The organism is Nonomuraea sp. NPDC001831, from assembly GCF_042892035.1.
In the GTDB taxonomy this organism is placed as follows: domain Bacteria; phylum Actinomycetota; class Actinomycetes; order Streptosporangiales; family Streptosporangiaceae; genus Nonomuraea.
On record NZ_JBIATU010000009.1, the window covers coordinates 19,944 to 44,247 of the forward strand.

At 72.3% G+C, this 24,304-nt stretch carries 29 protein-coding genes and 2 tRNA genes; 21 read left to right on the forward strand and 10 right to left on the reverse strand.

What is annotated here, in order from left to right; all coding sequences use genetic code 11:
• Nucleotides 1-352 precede the first annotated feature (352 nt).
• The 4 genes from proB to ACFYYW_RS27405 all read left to right on the forward strand — a co-directional run bounded on the left by proB (nt 353) and on the right by ACFYYW_RS27405 (nt 5,102).
• Nucleotides 353-1,474, forward strand: a complete 1,122-nt coding sequence (gene proB, locus ACFYYW_RS27390; RefSeq protein WP_387652602.1) for a glutamate 5-kinase — start codon at nt 353-355, stop codon at nt 1,472-1,474.
• Between the two features lie 10 nt (nt 1,475-1,484).
• A complete protein-coding gene (locus tag ACFYYW_RS27395) occupies nt 1,485-2,768 on the forward strand; it encodes a glutamate-5-semialdehyde dehydrogenase (RefSeq protein WP_387652604.1) in 1,284 nt (427 codons plus the stop codon).
• Nucleotides 2,769-2,818: 50 nt separating this feature from the next.
• Nucleotides 2,819-2,995, forward strand: a complete 177-nt coding sequence (locus tag ACFYYW_RS27400) for a hypothetical protein (RefSeq protein WP_352325645.1) — start codon at nt 2,819-2,821, stop codon at nt 2,993-2,995.
• Nucleotides 2,996-3,086: 91 nt separating this feature from the next.
• Nucleotides 3,087-5,102 (forward strand): protein kinase, encoded by a 2,016-nt coding sequence (locus ACFYYW_RS27405; protein ID WP_387652606.1) that lies wholly within the window; start codon nt 3,087-3,089, stop codon nt 5,100-5,102.
• Between the two features lie 21 nt (nt 5,103-5,123).
• On the opposite strand, the gene ACFYYW_RS27410 is transcribed toward ACFYYW_RS27405, so the two are convergent.
• Entirely contained in the window at nt 5,124-6,155 is a 1,032-nt protein-coding gene (locus ACFYYW_RS27410) for a M48 family metallopeptidase (protein ID WP_352325643.1), read from the reverse strand.
• 87 nt (nt 6,156-6,242) lie between these two features.
• Here ACFYYW_RS27410 and nadD point away from each other — a divergent pair, with 87 nt between their 5' ends.
• The 3 genes from nadD (at nt 6,243) to ACFYYW_RS27425 (ending at nt 7,973) form a co-directional block, all read left to right on the forward strand.
• Nucleotides 6,243-6,860, forward strand: a complete 618-nt coding sequence (gene nadD / locus ACFYYW_RS27415) for a nicotinate-nucleotide adenylyltransferase (RefSeq protein ID WP_352325641.1) — start codon at nt 6,243-6,245, stop codon at nt 6,858-6,860.
• Between the two features lie 91 nt (nt 6,861-6,951).
• Entirely contained in the window at nt 6,952-7,347 is a 396-nt protein-coding gene (gene rsfS / locus ACFYYW_RS27420) for a ribosome silencing factor (RefSeq protein WP_125639389.1), read from the forward strand.
• Nucleotides 7,344-7,973 (forward strand): histidine phosphatase family protein, encoded by a 630-nt coding sequence (locus ACFYYW_RS27425; protein ID WP_352325640.1) that lies wholly within the window; start codon nt 7,344-7,346, stop codon nt 7,971-7,973. Before rsfS ends, ACFYYW_RS27425 begins: the two co-directional genes overlap by 4 nt.
• Before the next feature lie 23 nt (nt 7,974-7,996).
• On the opposite strand, the gene ACFYYW_RS27430 is transcribed toward ACFYYW_RS27425, so the two are convergent.
• Nucleotides 7,997-9,184: an FAD-dependent monooxygenase gene (locus ACFYYW_RS27430; protein WP_387652610.1), complete on the reverse strand. Its 1,188-nt coding sequence runs from the start codon at nt 9,182-9,184 to the stop codon at nt 7,997-7,999.
• 155 nt (nt 9,185-9,339) lie between these two features.
• On the opposite strand from ACFYYW_RS27430, the gene ACFYYW_RS27435 reads away from it, so the two are divergent.
• Both ACFYYW_RS27435 and ACFYYW_RS27440 read left to right on the forward strand, forming a co-directional pair.
• A complete protein-coding gene (locus ACFYYW_RS27435) occupies nt 9,340-10,251 on the forward strand; it encodes a TetR/AcrR family transcriptional regulator C-terminal domain-containing protein (RefSeq protein WP_387652612.1) in 912 nt (303 codons plus the stop codon).
• Between the two features lie 66 nt (nt 10,252-10,317).
• Nucleotides 10,318-10,390 (forward strand) — tRNA-Ala (locus ACFYYW_RS27440).
• 44 nt (nt 10,391-10,434) lie between these two features.
• On the opposite strand, the gene ACFYYW_RS27445 is transcribed toward ACFYYW_RS27440, so the two are convergent.
• Together ACFYYW_RS27445 and ACFYYW_RS27450 are read right to left on the reverse strand one after the other, a co-directional pair.
• Nucleotides 10,435-10,917 (reverse strand): hemerythrin domain-containing protein, encoded by a 483-nt coding sequence (locus ACFYYW_RS27445; protein ID WP_352325636.1) that lies wholly within the window; start codon nt 10,915-10,917, stop codon nt 10,435-10,437.
• A 179-nt stretch (nt 10,918-11,096) separates the two neighbouring features.
• On the reverse strand, nt 11,097-12,068 hold the full coding sequence (locus tag ACFYYW_RS27450) for a YafY family protein (protein WP_352325634.1): 972 nt from the start codon (nt 12,066-12,068) through the stop codon (nt 11,097-11,099).
• A 45-nt stretch (nt 12,069-12,113) separates the two neighbouring features.
• Here ACFYYW_RS27450 and ACFYYW_RS27455 point away from each other — a divergent pair, with 45 nt between their 5' ends.
• Complete coding sequence (locus tag ACFYYW_RS27455) at nt 12,114-12,569, forward strand: hypothetical protein (protein ID WP_387652614.1); 456 nt, start codon at nt 12,114-12,116, stop codon at nt 12,567-12,569.
• A 14-nt stretch (nt 12,570-12,583) separates the two neighbouring features.
• On the opposite strand, the gene ACFYYW_RS27460 is transcribed toward ACFYYW_RS27455, so the two are convergent.
• From ACFYYW_RS27460 to ACFYYW_RS27475, 4 genes are all read right to left on the reverse strand, one after another.
• Entirely contained in the window at nt 12,584-12,727 is a 144-nt protein-coding gene (locus ACFYYW_RS27460) for a hypothetical protein (RefSeq protein ID WP_352325632.1), read from the reverse strand.
• 210 nt (nt 12,728-12,937) lie between these two features.
• On the reverse strand, nt 12,938-13,426 hold the full coding sequence (locus tag ACFYYW_RS27465) for a hypothetical protein (protein ID WP_387652616.1): 489 nt from the start codon (nt 13,424-13,426) through the stop codon (nt 12,938-12,940).
• Between the two features lie 38 nt (nt 13,427-13,464).
• Nucleotides 13,465-15,261, reverse strand: coding sequence for a Na+/H+ antiporter NhaA (nhaA, locus tag ACFYYW_RS27470; RefSeq protein ID WP_387652618.1), 1,797 nt, complete (start codon nt 15,259-15,261; stop codon nt 13,465-13,467).
• An 88-nt stretch (nt 15,262-15,349) separates the two neighbouring features.
• On the reverse strand, nt 15,350-16,720 hold the full coding sequence (locus tag ACFYYW_RS27475) for a Dyp-type peroxidase (RefSeq protein WP_387652620.1): 1,371 nt from the start codon (nt 16,718-16,720) through the stop codon (nt 15,350-15,352).
• Between the two features lie 138 nt (nt 16,721-16,858).
• Here ACFYYW_RS27475 and ACFYYW_RS27480 point away from each other — a divergent pair, with 138 nt between their 5' ends.
• Both ACFYYW_RS27480 and ACFYYW_RS27485 read left to right on the forward strand, forming a co-directional pair.
• Nucleotides 16,859-17,458 carry a TetR/AcrR family transcriptional regulator gene (locus ACFYYW_RS27480; RefSeq protein WP_364415685.1) on the forward strand — a complete coding sequence of 200 codons (600 nt, stop codon included), beginning with the start codon at nt 16,859-16,861 and terminating at the stop codon, nt 17,456-17,458.
• 41 nt (nt 17,459-17,499) lie between these two features.
• The gene (locus ACFYYW_RS27485) at nt 17,500-17,880 is read left to right on the forward strand and encodes a hypothetical protein (protein ID WP_352328535.1); all 381 of its coding nucleotides are present in this window, start codon (nt 17,500-17,502) and stop codon (nt 17,878-17,880) included.
• On the opposite strand, the gene ACFYYW_RS27490 is transcribed toward ACFYYW_RS27485, so the two are convergent.
• Entirely contained in the window at nt 17,856-18,350 is a 495-nt protein-coding gene (locus ACFYYW_RS27490) for a DUF523 domain-containing protein (RefSeq protein ID WP_352328537.1), read from the reverse strand. The two genes, ACFYYW_RS27485 and ACFYYW_RS27490, sit on opposite strands and share 25 nt — an antisense overlap.
• 79 nt (nt 18,351-18,429) lie before the next feature.
• Between ACFYYW_RS27490 and ACFYYW_RS27495 the strand changes: the two genes are divergently transcribed.
• The 5 genes from ACFYYW_RS27495 to ACFYYW_RS27515 all read left to right on the forward strand — a co-directional run bounded on the left by ACFYYW_RS27495 (nt 18,430) and on the right by ACFYYW_RS27515 (nt 21,995).
• On the forward strand, nt 18,430-18,792 hold the full coding sequence (locus ACFYYW_RS27495; protein ID WP_387652623.1) for a hypothetical protein: 363 nt from the start codon (nt 18,430-18,432) through the stop codon (nt 18,790-18,792).
• Nucleotides 18,789-19,166, forward strand: a complete 378-nt coding sequence (locus tag ACFYYW_RS27500; RefSeq protein WP_352328541.1) for a hypothetical protein — start codon at nt 18,789-18,791, stop codon at nt 19,164-19,166. Before ACFYYW_RS27495 ends, ACFYYW_RS27500 begins: the two co-directional genes overlap by 4 nt.
• A 31-nt stretch (nt 19,167-19,197) precedes the next feature.
• On the forward strand, nt 19,198-19,815 hold the full coding sequence (locus ACFYYW_RS27505; protein ID WP_352328543.1) for an SRPBCC family protein: 618 nt from the start codon (nt 19,198-19,200) through the stop codon (nt 19,813-19,815).
• Nucleotides 19,816-19,995: 180 nt separating this feature from the next.
• On the forward strand, nt 19,996-21,177 hold the full coding sequence (locus tag ACFYYW_RS27510; RefSeq protein ID WP_352328545.1) for an MFS transporter: 1,182 nt from the start codon (nt 19,996-19,998) through the stop codon (nt 21,175-21,177).
• On the forward strand, nt 21,174-21,995 hold the full coding sequence (locus ACFYYW_RS27515; RefSeq protein ID WP_387652626.1) for a metal-dependent hydrolase: 822 nt from the start codon (nt 21,174-21,176) through the stop codon (nt 21,993-21,995). The genes ACFYYW_RS27510 and ACFYYW_RS27515 overlap by 4 nt, the downstream gene beginning before the upstream one ends.
• Before the next feature lie 41 nt (nt 21,996-22,036).
• Here the strand turns inward: ACFYYW_RS27515 and ACFYYW_RS27520 are convergent, their stop codons facing one another.
• Nucleotides 22,037-22,777, reverse strand: a complete 741-nt coding sequence (locus tag ACFYYW_RS27520; protein WP_387652628.1) for a dienelactone hydrolase family protein — start codon at nt 22,775-22,777, stop codon at nt 22,037-22,039.
• 49 nt (nt 22,778-22,826) lie between these two features.
• On the opposite strand from ACFYYW_RS27520, the gene ACFYYW_RS27525 reads away from it, so the two are divergent.
• The 4 genes from ACFYYW_RS27525 to ACFYYW_RS27540 all read left to right on the forward strand — a co-directional run bounded on the left by ACFYYW_RS27525 (nt 22,827) and on the right by ACFYYW_RS27540 (nt 24,224).
• Nucleotides 22,827-23,246 (forward strand): MarR family winged helix-turn-helix transcriptional regulator, encoded by a 420-nt coding sequence (locus ACFYYW_RS27525; protein WP_387652630.1) that lies wholly within the window; start codon nt 22,827-22,829, stop codon nt 23,244-23,246.
• A gap of 50 nt (nt 23,247-23,296) precedes the next feature.
• Nucleotides 23,297-23,512 (forward strand): hypothetical protein, encoded by a 216-nt coding sequence (locus tag ACFYYW_RS27530; RefSeq protein ID WP_387652632.1) that lies wholly within the window; start codon nt 23,297-23,299, stop codon nt 23,510-23,512.
• Nucleotides 23,513-23,515: 3 nt separating this feature from the next.
• Nucleotides 23,516-24,046, forward strand: a complete 531-nt coding sequence (locus ACFYYW_RS27535) for a Clp protease N-terminal domain-containing protein (protein ID WP_387652634.1) — start codon at nt 23,516-23,518, stop codon at nt 24,044-24,046.
• 105 nt (nt 24,047-24,151) lie between these two features.
• Nucleotides 24,152-24,224, forward strand: a tRNA-Ala gene (locus ACFYYW_RS27540).
• Nucleotides 24,225-24,304 lie beyond the last annotated feature (80 nt).

A 24,304-nucleotide genomic window follows, 5' to 3' on the forward strand; every position in this document is an offset into this window, starting at 1 on the left:
CCTCATTCGAGGTGACTGTCGGCTGGTGACCGTCCCATGGGGTGAACCCAGTCGGCGGGGGCGTCGCGAACGGGGCCGCCGGCGGGCCCGTTGTGGTTCCACGGGGGTGAAGCGGCCGGTGGTGGTCCTGTGGGGTGGGATCGCCGCCGTTCCATGAGGGCAAGACTTGCGGTGGCGGTCGCGCGTCGGGGGCGCTGCGGTTCCACAGGGGGCCGCAGGGGGCCGTTGAGGCTTCTCGGGGTGCAGGTTCTGGAGGCGGGCGTCGCGCGCGGGCTGTCGCCGTTCTGTTGCGGTTCTGCGGGGGGTGAACGGGGGACGGGGGTGGGGGCGGGGCGCGGATAGGCTGTCAGGCGTGCGGGAACAGATCAGCTCAGCGTCGAGGGTCGTCGTCAAGGTCGGCTCCTCCTCGCTCACCACCCCCCAGGGCATGATCGACGTCGACCGGGTCGACGCCCTGGTCGACGTCCTGGCGGCGCGGCGGCGTGCCGGGGCGCAGATCGTGCTGGTGTCGTCGGGAGCGATCGCGGCGGGTCTCGGCCCGCTGGGGTTGTCGGCGCGGCCACGCGACCTGGCCACCCAGCAGGCGGCGGCCTCCGTCGGCCAGGGGGTGCTGGTCGCGCGCTACACCTCGTCCTTCGCCCGCTACGGCCTGCGCGTCGGCCAGGTGCTGCTGACCGCCGACGACATGATGCGCCGCGCCCACCACGCCAACGCTCAGCGCACTCTGGCCCGGCTGCTGGAGCTGGGCATCGTGCCGATCGTCAACGAGAACGACACGGTCGCGACCGACGAGATCAGGTTCGGCGACAACGACCGGCTCGCCGCGCTGGTCTCCCACCTGATCCACGCCGACGCGCTGGTGCTGCTGTCCGACGTCGACGCCCTCTACGACGGCCCACCGAGCCGGGCCGGCTCGCGCCGGCTGGCCGAGGTGCGCGGCCCCGAGGACCTGGTCGGCGTCGAGCTGGGCAGGAACGGCGCGGCGGTCGGCACCGGCGGCATGGTGACCAAGGTTCAGGCGGCCAGGATCGCGACGGGCGCGGGCGTGCCGGTCGTGCTCACCGCCGCCGCCCACGCCGCCCAGGCGCTCACCGGGGCCGACATCGGCACCTACTTCCACCCTGGCGGCCGTCACCCCGGCACACGGCTGCTGTGGCTCGCCCACGCCACCACCGGGCGCGGTCGGCTGCACCTCGACCAGGGGGCGGTCGAGGCGATCGTGGGCCGGCGCAAGTCGCTGCTGCCCGCCGGCGTGACGTCCGTGGAGGGCGAGTTCGCCGCGGGCGACCCCGTCGACCTGTGCGGGCCGCAGGGCGGCGTGGTGGCGCGCGGCCTGGTCAACTTCGACGCCGTGGAGATCCCGGGGCTGCTCGGCCGCTCCACGAAGGAGCTGGCCAGCGCGCTCGGTCCGGAATATGAACGCGAGCTGATCCACCGCGACGACATCGTCATACTGGAAACCCGTCACCAGTGAGGAGCACGCGATGTCCGAGGAGTTCCTGAAGGTCGCCCGCGCGGCACGAGAGGCCGCCGCCGAGCTGGCCCCGCTGCCGCGGGCGCCCAAGGACCGGGCGTTGCGGGTGATCGCCGACGCCCTGGTCGCGCACGCGGCCGAGATCGTCGAGGCCAACGCCGAAGACGTCGAGCGGGCGCGCGCCCAGGGCACGTCCGAGGCGATGATCGACCGGCTGCGGCTCGACGAGTCCAGGATCGAGGCCATCGCCGAGGCCGTGCGGCAGGTGGCCGACCTGCCCGACCCGGTCGGTGAGGTCGTCCGGGGCAGTACGCTGCCCAACGGGCTGGAGCTGCGGCAGCTCAGGGTGCCGCTGGGCGTGATCGGCATCATCTACGAGGGGCGTCCCAACGTCACGGTCGACGCCGCCGCGCTCTGCCTCAAGAGCGGCAACGCGGTGCTGCTCAGAGGCTCGTCGAGCGCCTACTCGTCCAACACGGCGCTGGTGCGGATCATGCAGGACGCGCTCGCGGGCACGCAGGTGCCGGCCGGGGCGGTGCAGCTCGTGCCCGGTACGACGCGGGAGTCGGTCAAGGAGCTGATGCGCGCCCGCGGGCTGGTCGACGTGCTGATCCCGCGCGGCGGCGCGGCGCTGATCAACTCGGTGGTCGAGGAGTCCACGGTCCCGGTGATCGAGACCGGCGTCGGCAACTGCCACGTCTACGTCGACGCGGAGGCCGATCTCGACCTGGCCGTGCAGATCCTGGTCAACTCCAAGGCGCAGCGGCCGTCGGTGTGCAACGCGGCCGAGACGTTCCTCGTCCACGAGGGGGTCGCCGACGCGTTCGTGCCGAGGGCGCTGCGGGCGCTGGCCGAGGCCGGGGTGACGGTTCACGGCGACGAGCGCATCGCCGGTTACGGCGAGGTCGTGCCGGCCACCGACGACGACTTCGCCGCCGAATACCTGTCGCTCGACATCGCCGCCGCCGTCGTCGGCTCGCTGGAGGAGGCCGTGGCCCACATCCGGCGCTACGGCTCCGGGCACACCGACGCGATCGTCACCCGGTCGCAGCCGGCCGCCCGCCGCTTCGTCTCGCTCGTGGACTCCGCGGCCGTGGCGGTGAACGCCTCGACCAGGTTCACCGACGGCGGCGAGTTCGGGTTCGGCGCGGAGATCGGCATCTCCACGCAGAAGCTGCACGCGCGTGGCCCGATGGGCCTGCCGGAGCTGACCTCCACCAAGTGGATCTATACGGGAGAAGGGCATCTGCGCACGTCAGAAGGCACCGTGGTGCCCGGACCGGCTTGCGGTTAGTCGGCGTGTCGGGCTGACCGGCGGCCCGCGGCCTGGGTTGACTGGGTGTCATGGAAATTGTCGTCGCCCTTGTCTTCTCTGCCGCGGTGCTGTTCGGCGCCGACCGTCTGCTGCTCTGGCTGGAGAGCCGCGGTCACGTCAACTGGCGCAGGAAGGGTCGCAAGCCCCTGGCCGAGGAACCCACGGCCGAGCTCGACAGCATGCTCTCCGACCGTTCACCCCGATAAAGGTTCAACGGCTCCGGCGCGCCGCGGGCGTCAACTGTCGTCCCAGCGCTAGGGTTGTGTCCCTTATGGGCGCGCCGGGCGGGGAGGGACGGTGAGCAAGCTCGGCAAGGTCGGGCCGTACAGCCTGGTCGAGCGGCTCGGCCGAGGCGGCATGGGCGAGGTCTACCTCGCCACCACCCGCCGTGGCGAGCAGGTCGCACTCAAGGTCCTCCACGACCTGGCCGAGGACGAGATGTCCCGGGTCAGGCTGGAGCGCGAGGTGCGCGCGCTGCGCAGGGTCGAGAGCCCCTACGTGGCCAAGGTGCTCGACGCCGACCTGAGCTGTGCCCGGCCCTACCTGGTCATGGAGCACATCGAGGGCGTCACGCTGCTGGAGCGCGTACGCCAGAGCGGGCCGCTCGACCTGGGCCAGCTCGTGCACATGGCGCAGGGCATCGCCGCGGCGCTGGCCATCATCCACGCGGCCGGGGTCGTGCACCGCGACCTGAAGCCGGGCAACATCATCATGGGCACCGAGGGGCCGGTCCTCATCGACTTCGGCATCGCGCAGGTGCTCGACGCGACCCGGCTCACCATGACGGGCACGTTCCTCGGTACGCCGGGCTACACCGCGCCGGAGATCTTCGCCGACGAGCAGGTCGACTCGCCCGCCGACGTGCACGCCTGGGCCGCGACGGTGGCGTTCGCGGCGACCGGGCGGCCCACGTTCGGGCGCGGCACGGCCGAGGCGCAGATGTACGCGGTGCTGAACGGGCAGGCCGACCTCAAGGGCGTGCCGGTGGCGCTGCTGCCGCTGGTGCGGGCCGCGCTCAACCGGGAGCCCGGCAAGCGGCCCACCGCGGCGTTGCTGGCCGACCGGCTGTCCCGGCTGGCCAAGGCCACCAACGGGCCCGACGGCGACGCGCCCGCGGCCGCCGAGGAGGCGTCCAGGGGCGAGAGCGCACGAAGCCGGGCGAACGGCGCGACTGCCGAGGTCCCCGCGCCCCGCGGCCGGGCCGGCACGGAGGGCAAGACGCCCGTGCCGCGCGGCCGTACGGGCGCGGACGGGAAGACGCCCGTGCCGCGTACGCGTACCGGCGTGGACGGGAAGACCCCCGTCCCCAGGAACCGGACGGAACCGCCCACGGCGCGCAACCGTACGGAACCGCCCGCCGCGCGGAGCCGGGCCGACGGCGCCGCCTCGGCCGCGCGCACCAGGACGGGCACGGACGGCGCGACCCCCGGAGCGCGCACCAGGACGGGCGCCGACGGACCGGCCTCCGGCCCTCGCCCGAGGCCGGGAACGGAGGCCGCCCGCGCCAGGACCGGCACGGAGGGCGCCCGCCCCCGCACCGGCACAGAAGGAACGCGGACCCGCACCGGCACGGAGGGAACGCGGGCCAGGGCCGGCGCCGACGGGACGCGGGTCAGGGCCGACGGCGCGGTTCCGCCGCCGCGGAGCAGGACGAACACCGACGGCAAGGCCGCCACGCCCCGGACCAGGACCGGCGCCGACCCCAAGACGGGCCCGCGCGCGCGGGCGACGGCGGCCGTGCGGAGCAGGTCACAGGACGGCCGGCGGGCCAGGCTCAGGGGCGAGGCGCCGACCACGCTGCCCGCGGGCAACACGGCTCTGCTGCTGCTCGCGGTGCTGGCGGTGCCGTGCGTGGTGACGTCGGTGATCTGGCCGATCGCCTCGATCGCCATCACGACGGCGTTCGTGGTGCTGACCAGGACGCTCTGGATGAGTCATTGGCTGGTCAGGAAGCGCAGCGCGCGTCGCATGCGGATCGCGCTGCGCGTGTTGCTGTTCCCGTTCGCGCTGACCGGGGCGGCGGCGACCGCCGTGGTGTGGCCGGGAGTGCCCGTCGCGGTGGCGTCGGGCGGTGCGCTCTGGGTGACCGGCGGCGGTCAGATCGACTCCGACTGGTGGCAGCAGCCGGCGCCCGTGACGGTCGCGGCGGTGGTGTTCGGCATGTTGTGCGGCGGTATCACCGGGCGCGAGATCGAGCGGATCGGCGGCAAGCTGCCGGAGTTGCGCAGGGAAGGGCTGCGCGCACTGGCCGTGCTGGGCGGGTTCGTCGCCCTGTGCGCGGCCGCCGTGCGCGCGATCGCCCTCCTGCTGTAGGCGGCGAGGACGGCCGGCCGGTCAGCCCTGGCCGCCGTCGCGGCGCGAGAAGCGGTTGAAGATGCGCTCGCCCGCGTTGACCGCCCCTTCGGCCACGTCGCGCAGCACGCCGATGAACGGGTCCTGCGACTGGGACCAGGAGGCGCGGTAGGACTCGGCCGCGGCCTTGATCTCGTCGGTGACGCGGGCGTTGGCGTCGTCCTCCCGGCGCGGGTAGTCGCCGCCGATGATGCGGTCGTACTCGCCGCTGCGCTGCCACTTGTCGAGCTCGGCGACGCGCACCACGGCGAACGGGTGGGTGGTGCCGAGCAGGTTGAGCACCTTGAGGAAGCCGTCGCGCAGGTCGCCCGCGGTGTCGTACTCCTGGTACTGCGCCAGGAACGCCTCGATGTTCATCTCGTGGGTGTAGGCGCCGCCGGCGAGCTTCATCAGGGCGCGCTTGGCCGAATCGGGGTTCTGGGCGGTCAGCAGGCCGCCGCGGTCGGAGGAGAGCTCCGACTTGCGGTACCACTCCTCCAGGCCCGCGACGATCGCGCGCAACCCGATGTAGCCGAGCGGGATCCAGGCGACGCGGGTGGCCAGGCGGGTGAGGATGTCGAGCATCGTCCGGTAGACCGCGTGACCCGACAGGATGTGCGAGGTCTCGTGGCCGATGACGAAGCGCTGCTCCTCCTCGTCCATGAGGTTGAGCAGGCCGGTGGTGACGACGATGAACGGGTCGTCGAAGCCGATGGCCTTGGCCTGGACGTGCGGGTCCTGCTGGACGTAGATCTCCGGGATGCGGTGCAGGTCGAGGATGTAGGCCGCGTCGCGCCCCATGTCGTACAGGGAGCGGAACTGGGTCTCGCTGACGCGCACGGACGACGCCAGGTACATCAGGCGAAGGCGGCGCTCACTCACAAGACCGGACATCTGCTTGAGAACCGTGTCGAACCCACTCAACTTACGCAGAGCGACCAGGGCGGACCGGTCTGCGGGGTGTTCGTAGGCTCGGGACGAGATGCCGGGCAGTTGGACGCGGTTGCGGTCCGGGGTGGTCGTCATGCCCGGCATGCTACGTCCGCAACGGATGCGATGCGCGGACATCACCAAGGGGGGTGCCGTCATGTTCGGGTACCGCGTCCGCGTAGGGTCCGACACATGATGAACGCGCCTGGTGTCCAGGGGAAGCGGCGGGTGGGTGTGATGGGCGGGACCTTCGATCCCATCCACCACGGCCACCTGGTCGCAGCAAGCGAGGTCGCCCATCACTTCGACCTCGACGAGGTCGTGTTCGTGCCGACCGGGCGGCCGTACCAGAAGTCCGGACGCGAGGTGTCGGCGCCCGAGGACCGCTATCTGATGACGGTCATCGCCACGGCCTCCAACCCCCGCTTCTCCGTGAGCAGGGTGGACGTCGACCGCCCCGGCCCCACCTTCACCATCGACACGCTGCGGGACATCTCCAACGTCTACGGCCCGCAGGTGGACCTGTTCTTCATCACCGGCGCCGACGCGCTCGGCGCGATCCTGGGCTGGCAGGACGCCGAGGAGCTGTTCGAGCTGGCGCACTTCGTGGGCTGCACCCGCCCCGGGCACACGTTGCACGACCCCGGGCTGCCCGAGGGCAGGGTGACCCTGCTGGAGATCCCCGCGCTGGCCATCTCGTCGTCGGAGTGCCGTCAGCGGGTGGCCAAGGGGGAGCCGATCTGGTATCTGGTGCCGGACGGGATCGTGCAGTACATCAACAAACGAGGGCTGTATCACGGGGAAGGCTGAAGCTCTCCGCGCCGTGGGTGAGGGGTTTCGGCCTGGAAGGGTACCCTCGATACATGGGCATGCTGCCGACACAGGAGGACAGACCCGCATCGTGACCGCATCCGACAGATCCGTTCAGCTCGTCCAGATCGCCGCCGAGGCCGCGGCCGACAAGCTGGCCGATGACATCCTCGCCTACGACGTGAGCGAGCAGCTCGTCATCACCGACGCCTTCCTGCTCTGCTCCGCCACCAACGACCGCCAGGTCCGCGCCATCGTCGACGAGATCGAAGACCGGCTGCGCACCGAGGCCGACGCCAAGCCCGTGCGCCGCGAGGGCGAGCGCGAGGGCCGCTGGGTGCTGCTCGACTACATCGACATCGTCGTGCACGTCCAGCATGAGGAAGACCGCACGTTCTACGCGCTCGAGCGCCTGTGGAAGGACTGCCCGGCGATCGGCCTGCCGGAGAGCGTCATGCTCGCCAACATGCAGCGGGCCCGCAGTTGAGCAGGCGGATCGTCTGCCTCCGCCACGGACAGACCCTGTGGAACGTGGAGCACCGCTTCCAGGGCCACTCCGACATCCCGCTCGACGAGACCGGCGTCGCGCAGGCGGCCAGGGCCGCCTCGCTGCTGGCCTCGCTGCGGCCCACCCTCATCGTCTCCTCCGACCTCCAGCGCGCCCATGACACGGCCCTGGCGCTCGGCAGGCTCGTGGGGCTCGACGTCACCGTCGACAAGGACTTCCGCGAACGCGGCGGCGGTCAGTGGGAGGGGCTGACGCGCGACGAGATCGCCGCGCGCTGGCCCGAGGAGTACGTCGCCTGGGAGGCCCCCGACGGCGAGCCCGTCTCGGAGGTCGCGACCCGGGTGGCTGCCTCCATGCGCAAGTGGGCGGCCAAGCTCGACGACGACGGGCTCCTGGTCGTCGCCTCGCACGGCGCCGCGCTGCGGCTCGGCATCTGCGAGCTGCTCGGCCTGCCCGAGGAGCTGTGGCCGGCGCTGGGCGGGCTGGGCAACTGCTCCTGGTCGGTGCTGCAGGAGGGCCGCCAGGGCTGGCGGCTGCTCGAACACAACGCGGGCACCCTGCCCGAGCCCATCAGCAGCGACGACCGTCCTGACGCGCAGGCGTAGCCGACCGGCTCAGGACGGTCGGCTCAGGCCGGCTGCGCGGGGCGGCGAGCGCCCTGCCCGGGAAGGTCCGGCAGCGTGACGGCGCTCGCGGCCTTGTCCGTCATCCGCTTGACCATGCCCTTGCCCGGCAGGTACGGCAGCATGCGCATCATCTGGTTCCGCAGCCGGATCCGCGCCCGCGTGCCCGGTACGAGGTATTTGTCGGCCCCCTCGGCCTGCTTCTGGCACACCTCGACGTACGGTCTCATCCGCCGCTCGTAGGCGTCGAAGGCGGCGTTGTGGTCGTCGGGGGCCATGGCCAGCTCGGCGGCCAGCACGTACGCGCCGATCATCCCGAGCCCCGTGCCCATGCCGCCGGGGCCGGGGGCGTACCCGGCGTCGCCGACCAGCGCCACCCGGCCGGACGACCACCGGGGCAGCACGACCTGGGCGGCCTGCCAGAAGTAGAAGTCCTCGGCACTGTCCATGGCCGCCAGCAGGGACGGGACCTGCCAGCCCACTCCCCGGAACGCCCGCGCCACCAGGGCCCGCTGCGCCGCCTGGTCGCGGTGGCCGACGTCGAGCGGGGGCGTGGCGAAGTCGAGCGAGGCCCTGGTCCGGCCGTTCGTCCGGACGATGGTGGCGCAGCGGCCCGGCACGTTGTGCATCAGGCCGTCGTGGTCCAGCCCGTACGTGCCGGGGACGGAGAAGACGGCGCCGTAGAAGCCGAGATGGCGCAGGGGAGCGGCCGGGAAGGCCAGCTCGCGTACCTTGCTGCGGATGCCGTCCGCGCCGACGACCAGGTCGAACGTGCGGGGTGCGGCCTTTTCGAAGGTCACGTGCACGCCGTCGGGGTGTTCGGTCAGGGAGGTGATCGAGTCGCCGAGGAGGCGTTCGGCGGGGGCGGCCTCGTTCAGGATGCGGGTCAGGTCGCCGCGCAGGATCTCCACGTCGCCGCTGAACACCTCCGACGGCAGCCTGGCCAGCCGTCTGCCGCCGCCGTCGACGATGGCGATGTCGCCCATGCCGGTCTGGGCCGCCCTGATCGGGTCCAGCACGTCCATGCGCTTCAGGACCTCCAGCTGCGGGGCGCCGCGGAAGTCGACGGCCTGGCCGCCGGTGCGCAGGGCGGGGGCGCGTTCGACGACGGTCGGCCGGAACCCGTGGCGGGCCAGCCAGTGGGCGAGCGTGAGCCCGGCGACGCCGCCGCCGGAGATGAGGACGGTCTGCACGGTTGCCTCCCTGGGTAGTGCGCCATGTACGACGTACGCGTACCGTAGGTTCGGGTTTGTCGGCAGGCAAGAGGGTCGCCCGGCGCACTAGTGCGGCGCGGAGGGTCCGGCGGGTGCGGCGAGCCCGGTGCACTAGTGCTGCGGAAGGGGTGGCCGTGGATCGGCCCGTGTATCTGCGGATCGCGGAGGAGCTGCGCGACCGCATCGACGCCGGCGAGCTGGCGCCGGGGGACAAAGTGCCCTCGACCCGGCAGATCATCCGGGAGTGGGGCGTGGCGATGGCCACCGCGACCAGGGCCCTCGGCAGGTTGCGCGAGGAAGGGCTCACGCGGGCCGTGCCCGGGGTCGGGACCGTCGTCGCCGGGCCCGTGCGGCGGGCGGCGCAGGACCTCACCGCGCGGCGCGTCGTGCGCGAGGCGATCAGGGTCGCCGACCGGGAGGGGCTGGCCGCGGTGTCGATGCGCCGCCTGGCCGCCGAGCTCGACGCCTCGGCCATGTCCCTGTACCGGCATGTGGCGGGCAAGGACGAGCTCGTCCGGCTCATGATCGACGCGGTCTACGGCGAGGAGCCGCCCGCCGGGCAGCCGCCGCGTGGCTGGCGGGCCCGGCTGGAGCTGGAGCTGCGGCAGCTGTGGCGGGTGCACCTGCGGCATCCGTGGCTGGCGCAGGCGGTCTCGCTGAGCCGGCCGCAGCTCGTGCGCAACGGCATGGCGTCCACCGAACGGCTGCTGCGGGCCCTGGACGGGATCGGGCTCGACGCCGGCGCCATGCTGCACGCCGTCGTGTCCCTGGTGAACTTCGTCCGGGGCACCGCCGTGACCCTGGAGGCGGAGCTGCAGGCGCGTACCGAGACCGGGGTGACCGAGGACGACTGGCTGAGCGAGCACGAAGGGGAGATGGCGGAGTTGTTCGCCTCCGGCGCCTTCCCGACTCTGGCGAGGGTGGTCACGGATCCCGGGGTGGATCTGGACCTGGACTCCGTCTTCGAGTTCGGGCTCCGCAGGCAGCTCGACGGGCTCGCCGTCCTGGTGGCACGGGCGCAGGGCGGACGGCGGCCGGGCGATTAGGCGAAAGGGCGCGGATGGCTATATGCTCTCGGAGCGCCGCAACGGGTGATCCCGCAGCGGTGACCAGGGGCTATGGCGCAGTTGGTAGCGCGCCTCCATGGCATGGAGGAGGTCTGGGGTTCGAATCCCCATAGCTCCACACAGATTGTTTCCCTGGTTCGAGCGGTCAGGCTCGGCCGCCCGTCAGTCCAGGAACGCCGGAGCGCTCCACGTCGTGGCGGGCAGGGCGTTGAGGGCGGCGACGATCCGCTTCTCCTCGTAGACGAAGTGCGATTCCAGCAGGGCCGACAGGCCGTCCAGCTCGGTGCGCACGTCACGGGGGCCCGGTGCGTCGGCGCTCAGCAGGGTTTCCAGGTCGCGCAGGATGGCGGCCACCTGCTCGTGGTCCCGGCGCAGTTCCTCCAGGACGGGCCGCAGTTCGGGGAACTCGGCGGCGAGCACCGGGAAGGCCGTGGCGTCCTCGCCGGTGTGGTGGGTGGTGATCGCCGAGCAGAAGGTCAGGCAGTGGGTGCGCAGGTCGCGCAGGGAGCCGCCGCGGCCGGCGGTGTCGCGCAGCCTGGCCAGCTCTTCGCGGAGCCGGAGGTGCACGTCGATCAGCTGGTTGCCGAAGGCCGCCAGACGGCGGGCCGGCTCGGGGAAGTCGTTCATGGTCGTGTCCGATGTCACGGCGCCTCCATGCCCGCGGCGGTCTCCTGGCCGGGTGCACTGCGACGCTGATCAGGGATCAGATCATGCTTTTCGCGGCGAATCAACTCGGCGGGCCGAGCCCCGAGGAGGCCCGGCCCTGGAGCGGTGCCCCCCGGCAGGCGCTCGGAGGGCGGGAGAGGAGGCGTGAAGCTTCCGGGTCAGGCGTAGCGCCGGGCCAGCTCCGCCGCCGTCGCGCCCAGGGCCTCGCGCAGCGCGGGCGGGGACAGCACCTCGACGTCGGTGCCGAGCCGCAGGAACTCGCCGAGCGCGTGGTCGTGCGACTCGATCGGCAGGGTGACCCGCGTCCAGCCGTCGGCGTCCGGGGGCTCGGCGGTCTCCCGGGCGGCCGCCGCGACGCCGGGCGTCATGAGGTCGGGCAGGCGTTCCAGGCCGCGCGGCGACAGCCGCACCACCGCCTCGCCGCGCCGCAGCCTGGCCTCGAACTCGGCCAGGTAACCCTGCCAGTACGCCGCCAGGGAGAAGTCGTCCGGCCTGGCGAACGTCTCAGGGAGCGCGTGCAGGTCGAGGATCTGGGAGACGCGGTAGGTGCGTACGTGCTCGCCGCAGCGCGCGACCAGGTACCAGCGGCCCGCCTTGACCACCAGCCCGTACGGCTCCAGCCGCCGTTCCACCTCCTGCGGCGCCTTCCACCGCCGGTAGGTGACCTGGACGGGCCGCTCGTTCCACACGGCGTCGGCCACGGCCGGCAGGTACGTGACCGGTTCGGCGTCCCGGTACCAGGAGGGCGCGTCGAGATGGAACCGCTCCTGGATGCGGCCCGCGCGGTCGCGCAGCTCGACGGGCAGCGCGGCCATCAGCTTGAGCTGGGCGGCCGTCACCACCGCGCCGAGGCCCAGCTCGGCCGCCGGGCCCGGCAGCCCGGCCAGGAACAACGACTCGGCCTCGTCGGTGGTCAGCCCGGTGAGCCGGGTGCGGTAGCCGTCGAGGAGCTGGTAGCCGCCGTTGGGCCCGGCGTCGCCGTAGAGCGGGATGCCGGCGGCGTGCAGGGACTCCATGTCGCGGTAGATGGTCCGGACGGAGACCTCCAGGCGCTCGGCGAGGTCGTGGGCCGTCATGCGGCCGCGCGTCTGCAGCAGCAGCAGGATCGAGACCAGGCGGGAGGCGCGCACGGTCACTGACACTACATGTCAGTGACCCGGCCGTACGTTCGCCGCATGAACGACTTCGACTTCCTCGCCGGCACGTGGGACGTGGTGAACCGCAGGCTGCTCAAGCCGCTCACCGGCAGCGACGAATGGGACGAGTTCCCCGGCCGCTCGGTCGCCACCCGGCACTTCGACGGCGCGGCCAGCTTCGACGAGATCGCCTTCCCCACCAAGGGCCGGTACGGGATGACCGTGCGCCTCTACCACCCCGCCACGCGGCAGTGGTCGATCTACTGGGCCAGCAGCGCGACCGGCACGCTGGACACCCGGCCCATGGTGGGCGCCTTCACCGGGAACCGGGGCGAGTTCCACGGCGAGGAGACCCACGAGGGCCGGCCGGTGCGCTGCCGGTTCGTCTGGACCGTCGTCGACGAGCGCCGGGCCAGGTGGGAGCAGGCCTTCTCGGCGGACGACGGCCGGACGTGGGAGACCAACTGGACGATGGACTTCACCCGGGCGTCCTGAGCTTCGTCCCGGCCTCAGGACGCCTGGCCGCGCACCCACAGGACCGTGGCCACGGCCAGCACCGCGACCAGCAGCAGGAGCCCGCCCACCAGGACCACCCACCGCCAGGCCGACTTCGGGGGCGGCGTGGCCTCGTACAGGGGGACGTCGGGGAGCATGTCGGGGGTGTAGGGCAGGCTCTGCGTGTACGGCGCTTCCGGGGGACCCTGCGGGGGGTGCTCCGGGCGCGGGACGCGATGTCGGACGGTCCGGTTCGGGTCCGGATCCTGCGGCTCTCGCTTCATGATCCCCTCAGGCGCGGCTCTGGAGGTGGGTTTCATCGACATTGTCATACTTGCCGGTGAAACGCGGTCCAGACGTCGGAAGGCTCAGTAACCGCTCTGATCGCCCCCGTAGGGCGGCTGCGGCGGCTGCCAGCCGCCCTGGGGACCGCCCTGCGGGCCGGGCTGGGGGCCGCCCTGGGGGCCGGGCTGCTGGTAGGGCTGGTGGTACGGCTGCGGGGGCTGCTGCCAGCCGGGGCCCTGCGGCCGCTCCTGCCGGGGGGCGGTGCGGCGCGCGACGACGGCCCAGATCAGCAGCCCGATGCCGGCCAGGTGGAAGAGCGAGGAGACGAGGTAGGCGAACGGCAGGGCGGCGAGCATGCTGGAGCCGTACGACTCGATCAGCGTCTGGGTCAGGATGCTCAGCACCAGGTTGATCAGCGTGCCGATCAGCAGCAGGCCGCAGCCCGACATGCCGAGGGTGGCCGCGCGGCCCACGTGCCGGCGGTTCATCCCGATCAGGACGATGCCCACCACCAGCAGCAGCGCGGTGACGAGGGCGGGGAGCAGGTTCGTGAGCATGTTGAGGAAACTCATGGGGGCGACTCCAGCCAGAAGGGAGGACTCGGGGGACGTTACGGGGATCCGCGCAGTTCTTCCACCGCACGGTTGATCGACTGCAGGTCGAGGCCGCCCTTGTGCCGGCGGCCGTTGAGGAACAGGGTCGGGGTGCCGCGCACGCCGCTCTCCTTGCCCGACGCCTCGTCGAGCGCGATGCGGGAGGCGTGCCCGGCCACGTCCGCCCAGGGGGCGACGTCGAGTTCGGCGGCGTAGTGTTCGAGGTCGGCGTCGGTGAGGAAACGCTGGTTGTCGTAGAGGATGTCGTGCATCTCCCAGAACCGGCCGCGGTCGGCGGCGGCCTCGGAGACGATGGCGGCGGAGGCGGCCCGCGGGTGCAGCGTCCGGATCGGGAAGTGCCGGAAGACCAGCCGGACGTCGGGGTTCCGGCGCAGGATCTCGTCCAGGACGGGGTGGAGGCGGCCGCAGTAGGGGCACTCGAAGTCGCCGTACTCGACGATGGTCACCTTCGCGGTCGCCGGACCCCGTACGTGGTCGTCGGGGCCGACCGGCACGGACAGCACGTCGGGCAGCTCCTCGTCGGGCTCGGCCTCGGGCGGCGCGCAGACGCCGCCCCGGTCCCAGGCCAGCCGGAAGACCACCCAGCCCAGCGCGGCGGACAACAACGACCCGGCCAGGATGCCGATCTTGGCCTGGCTCTGGATCGCCGGGTCGTCGAAGGCCAGGTCGACGATGAACAGCGCCACCGTGAACCCGATGCCGGACACCGCCGCGCCGCCCAGCAGCTGCCCCCACACCAGGTTCCCCGGCAGGATGCCCCACCCGAACCGCAGCGGCAGCCACGTGCCGAGCGAGATCCCGGCGAACTTCCCGAGCAGCAGCCCCAGCGCGATGCCGAGGGAGATCGGCGAGGTCAGCGCCGCCCGCAGGGTCTCGCCGTCGAGCCGCACCCCGGCGTTGGCCAGGGCGAACACCGGCACGATCACGTAGCTGCTCCAGGGATGCAGGCGCAGCTGGAGCCGTTCGTTGACCGAGACGGCACGCTGCACGCGCCGCGAGGCCTCCCTGGCCGCCCGCGCGCTCGGCTCGGTGGTGAACTCCTGGACGGCCTCGCCCGCCAGCAGCAGCTTCTGGTCGCTGGGGGCGTAGACGAACACGAGGACGCCGAGCGCGATGCCCACGAGCGTCGGATGGATGCCGCTCTCCAGCGTCGCGACCCACAACCCGAACCCGAGCGCGATGTAGGCCGGCGCCCGCCAGATCTTCAGCCAGCGCAGCAGCACGATCGCCGCCAGCAGCACGACGGCCACGACCAGCGCGGTGAGCTGGAGGCTGGCCGTGTAGAAGATCGCGATGATCATGATGGCCAGCACGTCGTCCACGATGGCCAGCGTCAGCAGGAACGCCCGCAGCGGGTCGGGACAGCGCGCCCCGACGACGGCCAGCACGCCCAGCACGAACGCGGTGTCGGTGGCGATCGGCACCCCCCACCCGCCCGCGCCGGGGCCGCCGAGGTTGAGCGCGAGGTAGACGCCGGCGGGCACGAGCATGCCGCCGAGCGCCGCCACGGCCGGGACGGCGATCAGCCGCCGGTCCCTGAGCTGCCCGAGCCGCACCTCGTAGGAGACCTCCAGGCCGATCAGGAAGAAGAACACGCTCATCAGGCCGTCGTTGACCCAGTGGCGCAGGTCGAGGGAGAACACCGCGTCGCCGAACGAGATGCCCATGGGCAGGTGCCAGAACGACTCGTAGGTGCCGGCCCACGGCGAGTTGGCCCAGACCATGGCCAGTGCGGTGGCCACGAGCAGCACGCTCGTGCTGCCCGCCTCGGTCTTGAAGAACGCCCGCAACATCGTCAGATCTCCCCCCGGAGATCCGATCTTAGAACCCGCCCCGGCGGCGGCCGGGCCCGGCGGGGGGTTCCCGCCGGGCCCGGGGGTGTCACAGGTTGCGGAGATAGGCCAGGGACGGCGCGAAGAAGTACTCGCCGCCCTTCATCGTGATCGTCTGGGCGACCTGGGCCTGCGGGGCCGACTGCTCGGCCCGGCCCCACGCCTTCGGCCAGCTCACCTTGGCCTGGCGGGCTCCCTGCCCGATGAGCGGGTCGTGGCCGGTCGCCGGGTTCAGGAAGTCCTCGTTGTTCGCCCAGCTCTGCTGCGTGAACTCGAACTGGGCGAGCAGGCTGCTGTTGAACGCCATGAACAGCAGGCCGACCTCGCCGCTCGGGCGGGTGCCGGGCGGGGAGTCGTCCCAGGGGTCGTCGGTGCGGTCGCCGTAGGTCTGGCCCCGGCGGGCCATGAGCACCTCACGGCCGAACGACCGCGGGTTGGTCTTCCTGATGTGCCCGCTGAAGGGGCACTTCGAGCCCGGGTCGTCGTCGAAGGTGAAGTCGTTGGCCACCGGGCCCCCGCCCGGCTTCTGCTTGAGCGTGACGGGGGTGCCGTCCTTGAAGCGGCCGACGAGCATGGCGCCCGCGCGGTCGCGGTCGGCGCCGAGCAGGCCGAGGGCGTCGGCCAGGTCCTGCTCGATCTCCTTGAACGCCCGTACGTTCTGCTCCAGCTTCCTGAAGACCAGGTAGCTGCCGAAGTGCCGCTCCGGGTGCGGCGCGAAGGGGTCGGCGACCAGGATGTTGGAGAGCGGGAAGGCGGGGTCCCAGTGCTCCTTCGGCTCCTTGTCCACCTCGTCCCGCACGAACAGCGGCTGGCTGCGGCCGTCCACGTACCCGAAGTGCTCGATGCCGTCGCCGGCCGGGTTGCGCATGCCCTGGCCGGTCTCCTCGCCGAGCAGCCGCGCGCTTTCCGGCAGCTCGCCCAGGATCTCCTCGCGCAGTTCCTCGACCCGGTCCCGGCGGGCGTCGCCGATGAGGATGACGGCGTGGATCTCCCGCTGGTAGGCGGGCTCCCACTCCGTCACCGGCGGGTCGTTCAGCTCGGCGCCGCGCCGCTTCATGCCGTCGCGGAACGCCTTGTCGCCGAACCTGCGCACGTCCTCGACGGAGTGGCCGAGGTCGCGGTAGCCGGCCTTGCTGATGCCGATGCCGACGTACGGCGTGCCGCGCCGGCCGTTCGCGCCGAACTCGCGCACCTCCTCAAGGTGCCGGCGCGCGGACTTCATCTTCGTGACGGCGATGTGCCGCAGGAACGCCTTTCCCGCGGCGACGTCGTTGAACCTGACGAACAGCACGGACAGGTGCTCGCGCACGTGCGCGCGGAGAATGTTGGGCTGGAGATTGTCCAGCATCTCCTTGGTGTCCGCGTCGAGCTTGGCCGAATCCCAGGCCAGGGGTTGTGCGTTGTTCAGGTCGACAGTCATTGTCGCCGATTCCTTTCCCCGTTTCGAAATGAATCGGGCCCCCTGCATCTGTACGACTCCCGGGAATGCGAGAAAGTTTCCGTTGATCAGGTCAGTTCGATTTCTGATCAAACCCGGCGGACCGTACATAATGACCGGATGAAGAACCGGGGCTGGGGACGTTCCAGCGGCACCCGCGACACGCTGCTGCGCGCGGCCCGCGAGGTCTTCCTGGCCAAGGGGTACGCCGAGGCCACCGTCGCCGACATCGTCGAGACGTCGGGCATCAGCGTCGGCAGCCTGTACCACCATTTCGGCGGCAAGCCGGGCCTGTTCCTCGCCCTGTGGGAGCAGTTCATGCGCGAACAGGAGGAACGCACCTCCCGCGCGGCCAAGGCGACCGCCGGCGCCGGCGAGGAACGGTTCCTGGCCGGCGCCCGCGCCTATCTGGAGGGCTCGTGGGAGCAGCGCGACGTGGCCAGGCTGTTCCTGGAGAACGACGGCCCCGCCGAGTTCACGACGCTGCGCAGGCAGCGCGGCTGGGAGTGGATCGGCGGCAACAAGCGGCTGCTCGGCCTGGCGGACACGCCGGAGGGCAACGTGCTGGTGGTGCTGCTGACCACGGTGATGGGCGAGGCCGGGCGCGAGGTGGCGGCCTGCGAGTCCGACGAGGACGCCCAGGTGACCATCGACGAGGTGATCCGGATCGTCCGCCGCATGCTGGCTACGACGGGCGGCGTACCGCGGCCTTCTCCCTGAGGACGATTCCGCCGGCCCCCCGCGATGCGAGCGTGTAGCCCATGGACGCACTGCGCAGAGCCCTCGGCGTGCTCTCCCTGGCCTACGCGCTGATCTTCGCCGGGGCCGCGCTGCTGCACGCGGGCGTCACGGTCGGCCCGCTGTCCCAGCCGGTCGTGCCGCCCGCGGTGGTGGTGGAGACGTTGTGCGCCCTGGGCCTGCTCGCCGGCGGCCACGGCGCGCTGACCCGCCGCCGGTGGGCCTGGGACGGCCTGGTCCACACCCACGCGGGCGCCCTGGGCGGCGTGCTGATCGGCATCCTGGCGCTGGCCCTGCACCCGTCGGCGGCCACGGCACTGAGCACCTGGTTCCACGACACGATGGCGGTGCTGCTGGCCGCCGGTCTGGCCGCGGCCTTCTACGCCTCCAGATCGCGCAGGTGATCGGCCGCCGCGGGCAGCTGGTCCTCGGTGAACACGCGGACGCCGTGCGCTTCGAGCAGGGCGGTGGTCACCCCCTGGCCGGGCACCCGACGGCCGCCGAACGTGCCGTCGTGGATCGCCAGCGCCCCGCACGAGGGACTGCCCTCCTTGAGCACGGCCAGCCGGGCCCCGGCGGAGCGGGCGGCCTCGAGCGCGGCCCGCGCCCCCGCCACGAACTCGGCCGTCACGTCGGAGCCGTCGCTCGCCAGCACGCGGGCGTCGCCGGAGAGCACCGCCGCCCCGCCCGCGCCGCCCTCGATCTCGGCCGCCGGGCGCGGCACGGGCAGCCCGCCCGCGACCTCGGGGCAGAAGACCACCAGCCGGCCCTCCGCCCGCCAGCTCGCGAGCAGGGCGTCGGCGCTGGTCTTCGCGCCGCCGTCGTAGCGGACCCGGCGGCCCATCAGGCAGGCGCTGACGAGGATTCTCTGCACGTCCCCGATCCTATGAGCGCGATCGGCACCAGCGGGACGGCGGCGGGGGCGACCTGCACGGGCGCTAACCTGTGTCCCGATGAACACCGCCGTCGCCACGATCGTCATCGTCGGCTCACTGCTGCTCATGCTGGCGAGCCTGGTCGTCGCCGTCCGCGACCGGCCCATGGGCATGGTCCTGCTGGTCGGCTTCGCCGTGCTGGAGGTGGCCATTCTGGTGCAGGCCGGGTTCGTGATCGCGGCGGTGAGCGGCGGCGAGGGGCCGCCGGAGAAGGCCACGCTGTTCGGGTACATCGGCGGTCAGGTGCTCATCCCGCCCGCCGGGGTGTTCCTCGCGCTGGCCGAGCGCAGCCGGTGGGGCACGGCGATCCTGGTCGTGGCCGGGTTCGCGATCGCGGTGATGAACGCGCGGCTGCTGCAGATCTGGCAGGGCGTGGCGTGAGCGCCCCGATCGGCACCGGCCCCGGGCGCGCGCTGGTCGCCGTCTACGGGCTGTTCTCGCTGGCGGCCGGGGCGCGGGCGGCGGTGCAGATCGCCACCCGGTTCGACGAGGCGCCGCTGGCCTACGCGCTGTCGGCCTTCGCCGCGCTGGTCTACGTCGTGCTCACCGTCGCCCTCGTGCGCGGCGCCCGCCGCCTCGCGCTCGGCGCGCTCGTCATCGAGCTGGCCGGCGTGCTGCTGATCGGCACCGCGAGCGTGGCCGACCCGGCGGCTTTCCCCGACGCCACGGTGTGGTCGTCGTACGGCAAGGGTTACCTGTTCGTCCCGCTGGTGCTGCCCTTCGTGGGTCTCTACTGGCTGCTGCGCAGGCGTTAACGCCGGGCGTGCGCGGGCAGGGACAGACCCCATGAGCACGATCGAGCACTCAGTAGACGTCAACGTCCCGATCCGCGTGGCCTACAACCAGTGGACCCAGTTCGAGAGCTTCCCCGAGTTCATGGAGGGCGTGGAGTCCGTCAAGCAGATCTCCGACACGCTCACCGAGTGGGTGGTCGAGATCGCCGGGGTCCGCCGCGAGTTCCAGGCCGAGATCACCGAGCAGCACCCCGACGAGCGCGTCGCCTGGCGCGGCACGGACTCGCCGCACCACGCGGGCGTCGTCACCTTCCACCGCATCGACGCCGACACCACCAAGGTCACCCTCCAGATGGAGTACGACCCCGAAGGCGTCATCGAGACCGTCGGCGACGCCCTGCAGATCGTCCGGCTGCGCATCAGGAACGACATGGAACGGTTCAAGTCGTTCATCGAGTCGCGCGGCGGCGAGACGGGCGGCTGGCGCGGCGACGTCCCCGGCGCCCACCAGCACCAGCACGAGCACGGCTCCACCTACGGCGACAGCGGCGCGCCGGTCCCGCCCGGCACCGTCGGCGGCGGCGACTACCCGCCGAGCGGCACCCTGCCGCCCCCCGGCCCGGGTATCCCGCGCAACCAGCCCCCGGAGGGCCCGAGCCCGGTCCTGTAGGACGGATCTCCCCCGAGAATCTCAGCCCCCGCCCCGGGGGCTTTCTCATGTCCAGGAATAAAGGGACATTTCGGTCCTGTTAAGGTGGTGATTCGTCCCATGATTTGATGAGTGGAGGACCTGACCAGCATGAGCGTGCTAGCCCAAGAAGCCCGTGGCAGAACAGGCAGAACCGCCCCCTTGGCCTGGCTTCTCGTGCTGGGCATCGTTCTGGCGGCGCTGAACCTGCGCACGGCCGTCACCAGCGTCGGGCCGCTGCTCGACCAGCTCGCCGGGGCGCTCGGCATGAGCAGCGTCGGCACCGGCCTGCTCACCACGCTGCCCGTGCTGGCCTTCGCCGGCGTCGGCGCGGTCACCCCGACCCTGGCCCGCCGGATCGGCGAGCACCGGTTGCTGCTGCTCGCGCTGGTCACCCTCGGCTCGGGCATGCTGGTCAGGTCGCTGGTCGGGTCGGCCCCGGTGTTCCTGCTGAGCAGCGCGGTCGCGCTGTCCGGCGGCGCCGTCGGCAACGTGCTCATCCCGACGCTGATCAAGCGTCACTTCCCCGGGCGTACCGGGATCATGACCACCGTCTACACCACGGCCCTGGCGGCGGGCACCATGCTGGCCGCCGCCGCGACCGTGCCGATCGAGCGCGCGTCGGGGGACTGGCACATCGCGCTCGGCGTGTGGGCGGCCCTGGCCGCCGTGGCCGCCATTCCGTGGCTTGCGCTGCTGCGCAGTGAGCCGGAGCGGGACACGGGCAGCCGGGACGCGGGCATCTCGACCCTGCTGCGCAGCAGGCTCGCCTGGATGGTGGCGATCTACTTCGGCACCCAGTCGATGATCGCCTACATCATGTTCGGGTGGCTGGCCACGATCCTCACCGACGGGGGATACACCTCCTCGCAGGCCGGGATCATGCTCGGCGTCTTCACCGCCCTGAACATCCCGGTCTCGATCCTCGTGCCGACGATCGCCGCGCGCTTCCGCGACCAGCGGCCGGTCGTCGTGGGACTGGTCGTGTTCTACACGATCGGCTTCCTCGGGCTGTGGTTCGCGCCTTCCTCGACGGCCATGGTCTGGGTGGTGTTCGTGGCGGTCGGCATGGGGTCGTTCCCGCTGGCGCTGGTCATGCTGGGGCTGCGCACCCGTACGCCGGAGAGCACGGCCGCGCTGTCGGCCTTCGGGCAGAGCGCCGGATACCTCATCGCCGGCGCCGGACCGCTCCTGGTCGGGGTGATCTACCAGATGACCGGCGGCTGGTCGCTGACGTACGTGCTGATCTTCGGCGTGATCGCCGTCCAGCTCCTCACCGGCCTGTACGCCGGCCGTGACCGCTATCTGGAGGACGAGCGCCGCCCTGCCACAATGACCAGGTGAGATCCACTGTCGTCACCTTCCCCAACGGCCGGGTCAGCGGCCGTTCCCCGATTGTCGGGGCCGTGCCGGTGGGGGACCGGCACGGCCTCGTCACCGCCGAGACGCCGTTCCACCCCCTCGACCACACCTGGCCCGACCAGCCCGCAGACCGGGGGACGATCGGCGAGCTGCCGGTCCTCGACTGCGTGACAGGGGCCCAGTCGAACGACGGTGAGATCTTCGTCGGCGAGTCCATCCCGGTCCGGCGCGGCGCCGAGGGCTGGGAGTGGCTGGTCGTCCACGTCACCGACACCCCGCTGCCCGTCGGCGCGGAGGTGGACCTGGAGGTGGACGCCGGATACCGGGCGGCGCTCTCGGCCGGCCACACCGCCTGCCACCTGGCCGCGCTGGCGCTCAACGCGGCGCTGGCGGACCGGTGGCGCAAGGAGGTGCGGCAGGACCGGCTCGGCCATCCCGACTTCGACCAGACGGCGATCACCTCCTCGCGCATCGTCCCGCACGGCAGCGTGGACGAATACCGCCTCGGAAAGTCGCTGCGCAAGAAGGGCTTCTCCGCCGACGACCTGGACCTGACCGAGCTGGCCGGGCGGGTGAACGAGCGGCTCGGCACGTGGGTGGCGGCCCGTGCGCCGGTCCGGCTCGACGTGCCGGGGCCGGGGCTGACCGCGTTGCGCACCTGGCACTGCTCGCTGCCCGAGGGCGAGGCGTCGATCCCGTGCGGCGGCACGCACGTGCGCGACACGGCGGAGCTGGGCACGGTCGAGGTCGCCTTCACCCTGGAGGAAGCCACCCTCACCATGCGCACCACCTGCGGCTAGCGAGTCCTGACTCCGGGGGCCCCTTACCGCGGGGCCCCGTGTCAGGCCCTGGCGGCCAGAAAGGCGAGGACCCGGCGCCACGCGTCCGCGCAGATCGCCTCGTGCTCGCCGTGGGCCTCGTCGAAGAAGCCGTGCGGGGCGCCGGGGTAGACGACGATCTCGTGCTCCACCCCGGCCCCGGTCAGCGCGGCCTCGAACTCGGCCACCTGCTCGGCCGGGATGCCCTCGTCGGCCCCGCCGAACAGGCCGAGGATCGGCGCGCCCAGCTCGGCGGCGTGCTGGGCAGGGCCGGGGCCGTACGGGCCGGCGATCCCCGGCACGCCGTAGAACCCGATCACGCCGGCGAACCCGAACCTGGGCGCCGAGGCGAAGAACGCGTTCCGGCCGCCCATGCAGAAGCCGAGCGCCACCACCGGACGTCCGAGGTGCGCGGTCGCGGCCTGGAGGTCGGCCTGGATGTTCTCCCTGGTCAGCTTGGGGATGTGCGCCATGACCTGGAACGACTCGCCGCGGTCGTCGTCGGGGGCGGTCCTGCCGTAGTAGTCGAGGGCGAGCGCCGGATGCCCTTGCTCGGCCAGCCGTACGGCGAGCTGCTTGTAGAAGTCGTGCAGGCCGCGGACGTCGGGCAGGATCACGACGCCGGGCCCGCTCACCCGGTCGGGACGGGACTCGTAGGCGGCGAACGACGTGCCGTCGGCGGAGGTCAGGCGGAGGTCGGCGGAGCGGGTGCCGGTGATCGGCGGTTGCGGGCGCGGTGGTGCGGCGTCGTTGTCGTAGCACATAGTGCCGGGAAACTACCAAAGCTGGATTGATAAAGCTAGACTTGGTTTTGTGCTCGCCAAGGAACTGCGGATCTCGGTCGGGCGGCTCGCCCGCCGCATCCGGCAGCTTTACACCAACGCCTCGGGCGACGACGTGTCGTTCACCGAGCTCGCCGTGCTCTCCCGCCTCGACCGGGACGGGCCGCACACCTCGGCCCAGCTCGCGCACCTGGAACGCATCACCGCCCAGGCGATCGGCACCGTCCTGGGCGGCCTCCAGCAGCGCGGCATGGTGGCCCGCGAGCCCGACCCGGCCGACCGGCGGCGGGTGATCACCGCCATCACCGGCTCCGGCCGCGCCGCGCTGGTCAGCCGCGAACAGGTGATCACCGAACGCCTGGCCGCGGCCGTCGACTCCCTCACCCCCGACGAACGCGAACGCCTCGCCGCCGCCCTGCCCGTCCTCGCCGACCTGGCCGAACGGCTCTGAGGCGTCAGCATGTGTTGACAGGCGGCCGTCTGTCAGCACATGCTGACACCATGGACGTCACCGAACTGGCCGGTGCGGCAGCCGACCGCGCCCCCGGAACGGGCCTCGCGGCGGTGGCCGCGCTCAGGGCCCTGCTGGAGGAGCTGGAGGCCGTGCACGTCAGCAACGCCCGCGCGGCGGGCTGGTCGTGGGAGCAGATCGCCGGCGCGCTCGGGGTCCGGCGGCAGTCCGCCCATCGCAAGCACGCCCGCAGAACGGGGAGGTAACAGGTGTTCGACAGGTTCACGGAAGGCGCCCGCCGGGCGGTGGTCCGGGCCGGGATCCTCGCGCTCGACGCCCACCGCGCCACGCTCGACGCCGACCTCCTGCTGCTGGGCGTGGCCGACGTGCGGCCGTTCTCGCTGGCGTCGTTCACCGCCTCCGGCGCCGGTCTCCGCGCGCGCATCGACCTGGGCGACGCGCGTGAGCTGCTGGCCACCCTCGGCATCGACCTCGACGAGGTGCGCCGCCGCACCAGGGCCGGGACGGACGCGCCCGACCAGTGGGTGCTGCGCCGGTCCAAACTGCGCCCGCTGCGCGTGACCCTGGACGGGCCGCTGGGCACGATCCCGCTGGCCATGCACGCCAGGAAGGCGATCGAGGTGGCGATGTGGAAGCCGGGGCCGGTCACCGGCGAACGGCTGCTGTGGGGCCTGCTCGCCGACGGCGCGAACGGCGCCGGCCGCCTGCTCCGCGAGGCCGGGGTCGACGTGGCCGCGCTGGTCAGGGAGGCGGGCATCCCGTCCCGCCGCGCCGCCTGACGCCACCTCGTCCAGGGCGGGCCGGAGGGCTCCTCCGGTCCGCCGGGGCGCGGGATCCGGCGTGACGCGAGGGGTCCGGAAGTCCGATACACTTGGTGATCGCAAGGGGCTATGGCGCAGTTGGTAGCGCGCCTCCATGGCATGGAGGAGGTCTGGGGTTCGAATCCCCATAGCTCCACAGCAGAAAAGGTGGCGTCCGTGAGGGCGTCACCTTTTTTCGTGCCTACGCCGGGCCGTGTCAATACCTCTCAGGTCACC